5 protein-coding genes and 1 tRNA gene are annotated in these 6000 nt (G+C 59.8%); 3 read left to right on the top strand and 3 right to left on the bottom strand.

The annotated features are described in order from the left end of the window. Nucleotides 1-76, bottom strand: a tRNA-Val gene (locus BMW74_RS20375). Nucleotides 77-236: 160 nt separating this feature from the next. Between BMW74_RS20375 and rdgC the strand changes: the two genes are divergently transcribed. From rdgC to sugE, 3 genes are all read left to right on the top strand, one after another. Continuing rightward, on the top strand, nucleotides 237-1157 hold the full coding sequence (gene rdgC / locus BMW74_RS20370; protein WP_093425777.1) for a recombination-associated protein RdgC: 921 nt from the start codon (nucleotides 237-239) through the stop codon (nucleotides 1155-1157). 110 nt (nucleotides 1158-1267) lie between these two features. Then, on the top strand, nucleotides 1268-2233 hold the full coding sequence (locus tag BMW74_RS20365; protein WP_093425775.1) for a bile acid:sodium symporter family protein: 966 nt from the start codon (nucleotides 1268-1270) through the stop codon (nucleotides 2231-2233). A gap of 118 nt (nucleotides 2234-2351) precedes the next feature. Then, the gene (gene sugE / locus BMW74_RS20360; RefSeq protein ID WP_093425773.1) at nucleotides 2352-2669 is read left to right on the top strand and encodes a quaternary ammonium compound efflux SMR transporter SugE; all 318 of its coding nucleotides are present in this window, start codon (nucleotides 2352-2354) and stop codon (nucleotides 2667-2669) included. A 163-nt stretch (nucleotides 2670-2832) separates the two neighbouring features. Here sugE and BMW74_RS20355 read toward each other — a convergent pair whose 3' ends face one another. Both BMW74_RS20355 and BMW74_RS20350 read right to left on the bottom strand, forming a co-directional pair. Beyond that, complete coding sequence (locus BMW74_RS20355) at nucleotides 2833-4707, bottom strand: MFS transporter (RefSeq protein ID WP_093425771.1); 1875 nt, start codon at nucleotides 4705-4707, stop codon at nucleotides 2833-2835. 77 nt (nucleotides 4708-4784) lie between these two features. After that, the gene (locus tag BMW74_RS20350) at nucleotides 4785-5936 is read right to left on the bottom strand and encodes a TDT family transporter (RefSeq protein WP_093425769.1); all 1152 of its coding nucleotides are present in this window, start codon (nucleotides 5934-5936) and stop codon (nucleotides 4785-4787) included. Between the last annotated feature and the right edge of the window lie 64 nt (nucleotides 5937-6000).

Genomic DNA, 6000 nt, shown 5'->3' with positions numbered 1-6000 from the left:
TGGTGGGTGATGACGGGATCGAACCGCCGACATTCTGCTTGTAAGGCAGACGCTCTCCCAGCTGAGCTAATCACCCTTCACGTTCGGTGTGGCGCGCATTCTACGGAGCAGCCCCACCTCTGGCAAGCACTTTTTATAATATTTTTTTCAGGCCTTCCAAAGGCTTAGCGAAGGGTTGGCCTATTGAGCTGCGCGGAGAATAATGCCCCACTTTGTATTAAAGAGAGACTCACCCCATGTGGTTCAAAAACCTGCTTATCTATCGCCTGACCCAAGATCTGCCTTTTGATGCCGAGGCGTTGGAAACTGCACTGGCCACCAAGCTGGCGCGTCCATGTGCAAGCCAGGAGTTGACCACCTACGGTTTCGTCGCGCCGTTTGGCAAGGGCGAAGATGCCCCACTGGCGCATGTCAGCGGTGACTTCCTGCTGATCGCGGCACGCAAGGAAGAGCGCATCCTGCCCGGTAGCGTGGTCCGTGACGCGCTCAAGGAAAAGGTCGAAGAGATCGAAGCCGAGCAAATGCGCAAGGTCTATAAGAAGGAGCGTGACCAGATCAAGGATGAAATCATCCAGGCCTTCCTCCCTCGCGCCTTTATCCGTCGCTCGTCCACGTTCGCCGCCATTGCGCCGAAACAGGGCCTGATCCTCGTCAACTCGGCCAGCCCGAAGCGTGCCGAAGACCTGCTGTCCACCCTGCGTGAAGTGATCGGCTCCCTGCCGGTGCGTCCGCTGACGGTAAAAATGTCGCCGACCGCGACCATGACGGAGTGGGTCACCACCCAGAAAGCCGCCGATGATTTCTTTGTGCTGGACGAGTGCGAGCTGCGCGACACCCACGAAGACGGCGGCATCATCCGCTGCAAGCGCCAGGACCTGACCAGCGACGAAATCCAGCTGCACCTGAGCACGGGCAAAGTCGTGACTCAACTGTCCCTGGCCTGGCAGGACAAACTGTCATTCGTCCTCGACGACAAAATGGTGGTCAAGCGCCTGAAGTTCGAAGACCTGCTGCAAGACCAGGCGGAACAGGACGGCGGCGAAGAGGCCCTCGGCCAACTGGATGCCAGCTTCACCTTGATGATGCTGACTTTCGGCGACTTCCTCCCGGCCCTGGTTGAAGCCCTGGGCGGCGAAGAGACCCCGCAAGGCATCTAAGCGGATAACGCTTACTTAAATGTGGGAGGTTCTATGCATGGGGGTGATCCCTGCGCATAGAACCTCCCACCTGCTTTGTTGCGACCCCACTTAATAATAAGGAACATGTCATGCGTGCATTGGCAGCACTGAGTCGCTTTGTCGGCAACACCTTTGCCTATTGGGTACTGATTTTCGCCGTCCTGGCGTTCCTGCAACCGAGTTGGTTCCTTGACCTGAAAAGCGCCATCGTGCCGCTGCTGGGCTTGGTGATGTTCGGCATGGGCCTGACCTTGAAACTGGAAGACTTCGCGGAGGTCGCTCGTCACCCCTGGCGCGTCGCCCTGGGCGTCGTCGCGCAATTCGTGATCATGCCCGGCATGGCCTGGCTGCTCTGCCAAGTGTTCAACCTACCCGCAGAAATTGCGGTTGGGGTGATCCTGGTTGGCTGCTGCCCAAGCGGTACATCTTCCAACGTCATGACCTGGCTCGCCCGTGGCGACCTCGCCCTGGCCGTTGCCATCTCCGCGATTACCACCTTGCTCGCCCCGCTGCTGACACCCGCACTGATCTGGATGCTCGCCTCGGCCTGGCTGCCGGTTTCGTTCATGGAACTGTTCTGGTCGATCCTGCAGATCGTGCTGCTGCCGATCGTTCTCGGCGTCATTGTCCAGCGCCTACTCGGTGCTCGGGCACGTTATGCCGTCGAGGTTCTGCCGCTGGTCTCGGTGGTGAGCATCGTGATCATCGTCGCCGCTGTGGTCGCCGCCAGCCAAGGCAAGATTGCCGAATCCGGCTTGCTGATCATGGGCGTGGTGATGCTGCACAACAGCTTCGGTTATCTGCTGGGCTACGTCACCGGGCACCTGTTCAAACTGCCGCTGGCCCAGCGTAAAACCCTGGCCCTGGAAGTCGGCATGCAAAACTCAGGTCTCGGCGCCGCCCTGGCCAGCGCGCACTTCTCGCCTCTGGCGGCGGTGCCCAGCGCCCTGTTCAGCGTGTGGCACAACATCTCCGGGGCGCTGCTGGCGACCTACTTCCGGCGCATGAGCGAGAAACAGGACCGAGAACTGGCGGCCCAACAAGCCGCCGATTGAGTGTGGATCTTGATCCCCGGATTAATGATGGGCACCATAGCGCCCATCGCAAGGACGACCTTGCGGCTCGATCGAGCTATTAATCTGGGGACGACCCCGTCAATCGATGGAGGTATTTATGTCCTGGATCATTCTGTTCTTCGCGGGTCTGTTTGAAGTCGGCTGGGCCGTTGGCCTGAAATACACCGACGGTTTCAGCCGCCCGCTGCCTACTGCGCTAACCATCGTGGCCATGGCCATCAGCCTGGGCCTGCTGGGCCTGGCGATGAAGGAGCTGCCGCTGGGCACCGCCTACGCGATCTGGACCGGCGTCGGCGCCGTGGGCACGGTGATCGCCGGAATCATCTTGTTCGGCGAGTCCATGGCGCTGTTCCGACTGGCCAGCGTTGCACTGATCATTGCCGGGTTGATTGGGCTGAAAGTCAGCGCAACCTGACAAAAAACGCCCGCACCAAGCGGCTAATGCTGTTCACTTAAGCTCATCTCGACATCAAAACAGTCCGTGGCGAGCAAGCGCGCTCGCCACGTTCGATAGCGGGACGCCCTTAAGTGAACAGCATTACGCACTAAGAGGCGGGCGTTTCTTATCCGGCGTGATGCTAGCGAACCGTTCCCCGCAGCTCCCCCACCATGGCTTGCAGCCGCGCAGGCTCTGCCTCTTGCGCCGTTACCGGCGGCCCGGCAACCAGCGTCACCTTCGACCATAGGCGATGGAACAAGCCCTTGTTCGGATCACGGCTGAAGAAGCTGCCCCACAGCCCTTGCAGGGCCAATGGAATCACCGGCACCGGTGTCTCCTGCAGAATTCGCGTCAACCCGCCCTTGAACTCGTTGATCTCACCATCAACCGTCAGCTTGCCCTCGGGGAAGATGCACACCAACTCACCGTCCTTCAGGTACTGGCCAATCTTCTGGAAGGCTCGCTCGTAGATCTCGCTGTCTTCATGGCGCCCGGCAATCGGAATCGTCCCGGCAGTACGGAAGATAAAGTTCAGTACCGGCAAGTTGTAGATCTTGTAATACATCACAAAGCGAATCGGCCGACGTACCGCACCACCGACCAACAACGCATCAACAAACGACACGTGGTTGCACACCAGGAGCGCCGCGCCCTCATCGGGAATCAACTCAAGGTTACGGTGCTGCACGCGGTACATGGAATGGCTGAGCAGCCAGATCATGAAGCGCATGCTGAACTCGGGCACGATCTTGAAGATGTAGGCGTTGACGCCGATGTTGAGCAGCGACACCACCAGGAACAGCTGTGGGATGGACAGCTTGGCCAGGCTCAGCAACACGATCGAGACAACCGCCGAGATCACCATGAACAACGCGTTGAGGATGTTGTTGGCTGCAATCACCCTCGCCCGCTCGTTTTCAGCGGTACGCGACTGGATCAACGCATACAGCGGCACGATGTAGAAGCCGCCAAAGACCCCAAGCCCGAGGATGTCGAACAGCACCAGCCAGGTGTGGCCAAAGCCCAGCACTGCTAGCCAGCTATGGCCCTGGAGGCTGTCCGGGATACCACCGGAGTGCCACCACAGCAGCAAACCGAACACGGTCAGACCGAACGAACCGAACGGCACTAGGCCAATCTCGACCTTACGCCCTGAGAGCTTTTCACAGAGCATCGAACCCAATGCGATACCGACCGAGAACACCGTGAGGATCAGCGTGACCACGGTCTCGTCGCCATGCATCCATTCCTTGGCGTAGGCCGGGATCTGCGTCAGGTAAATCGCCCCGACGAACCAGAACCATGAGTTACCGACAATCGAGCGCGACACCGCCGGCGCTTGCTTGAGCCCCATGCGCAACGTGGTCCAGGACTGGCTGAAGATATTCCAGTCGATGCGCAACTCAGGGGTCGAGGCCGCCGCCCGTGGAATGCTGCGGCTGGCGAGGTAGCCGAGGACGGCGACGCCAATAATTGCCAAGGATACGATTGGCGCGTAGTGACTGGAGGACATCATGACCCCGGCGCCAATGGTCCCGGCCAGGATTGCCAGGAAGGTCCCCATCTCCACCAGGCCGTTGCCCCCCACCAACTCTTCCTCGCGCAGCGCCTGGGGCAGGATCGAGTACTTCACCGGCCCGAACAGCGCCGAGTGGGTGCCCATGGCGAACAGCGCCAGCAGCATCAGCCACAGGTGATCGAACAGGAAGCCGACGGCGCCCACCGCCATGATGGCGATTTCCCCCAGCTTGATCAGACGAATCAGCGCGTCCTTGGCGAACTTCTCACCAAACTGGCCCGCCAGCGCCGAAAACAGGAAGAACGGCAGGATGAACAGCAGCGCGCAGAGGTTGACCCAGATCGAACGATCACCCTCGATGGCCAACTTGTAGAGGATGGCGAGAATCAACGACTGCTTGAAGATGTTGTCGTTGAACGCGCCAAGGGATTGCGTGACAAAGAACGGCAGGAACCGCCGCTTACGAAGCAAGGTGAACTGTGAAGGGTGGCTCATCTTCCATGTCCCTGAGTGTCTACTGGATGCTCCTATTGGAGGGTCACGGAGCGATCCAGGCCACAACCTTGCCTAAACTATTTCTTCAAACCGGCGATGCACGGCGAGACAAACAACTCGCCACGCCACGCGCCCTGTAGCGTGCGCTTGGACACAATCAGCCACATAACCGCCAGCAGCAGCACCAGCACCGAGCCAAACACACTGAAAAATGTCAGGTTCAAGGTGCTCGCCAGCTTCAATGTCGCCAGCGAATACACGCCCAGCGGGAAGGTAAACCCCCACCAACCAAGATTGAAGGGGATCCCATCACGCAGGTAACGCACCGTGATCAGTACCGCAATCAACATCCACCACAGGCCAAACCCCCAGAGCGTGATCCCGGCGATCAGGCCTATTCCAGCCGCCACCTCCCCCACGCCCGGCAAGCCGTTGGCGGCGAAAATCGCCGGCGCATCGCCACCCAGCAGCAACATGCCCAGCGCCCCAGTGCCAATCGGCCCCAATGCCAACCAACTCGACGCCGCCATGCTCTCATGGGGCAGCTTGTGCAACGCCATGCGCAGCACCAGGATAGTCAGCACACTGAACGCCACCGGCAGCGAAAAGGCCCACAGCACATAGCTGGTGACCAGCATCACCAACTGCCCATGGGCGTCGGTCAAGTGCGGTGCGAGCAAGCCACCGCTGGCCGCCGCGACTTCCGCGGCCACCACCGGCAACAGCCATACGGCAGTCATCTGGTCGATGCTGTGTTCCTGGCGGGTAAACATCAGGTACGGGATCAGGACGCCGCACGCCAAGGACATCGCGACATCCAGCCACCACAGCACCTCGGCCACGTGCACCACGCCCTGCCCCCAGCGCGGCAAGCCAAATACCAGAAAGCCATTGATGATGGTCGCCAGTCCCATGGGAATGGTGCCGAAAAACATCGAGACCGTGGAATGCCCGAAAATCCGCCGCGCTTCGTCGAAGTACAGCACCCAACGCGCGGCGTACATCAGGCTAAACAGCACGAACAAGAAAATATTGAACAGCCACAAGCCTTCGGCGAGGGCATGCAGGCCTGGGCTCGCGACCGGCAACTGGGCCAGCGCCAACGCCAGCACCCCGGTGCCCATGGTGGCGGCAAACCAGTTAGGGGTGAACTGGCGAATGACGTCGCGAGGATGATGCAAATGGCTGAACGGTCGATGGGCACGTTGGCTATTGGTGGGGCATTGCATGGCGAATTCCTATCCTTTGGCAAGGTGGAGACCATGGTAGAACCGAATCGAATATCTATATAAC

The sequence above is a fragment of the Pseudomonas sp. ok272 genome, assembly GCF_900109995.1.
Classification (GTDB): Bacteria; Pseudomonadota; Gammaproteobacteria; order Pseudomonadales; family Pseudomonadaceae; genus Aquipseudomonas.
This window is presented reverse-complemented; position numbering and strand designations above follow the sequence as displayed.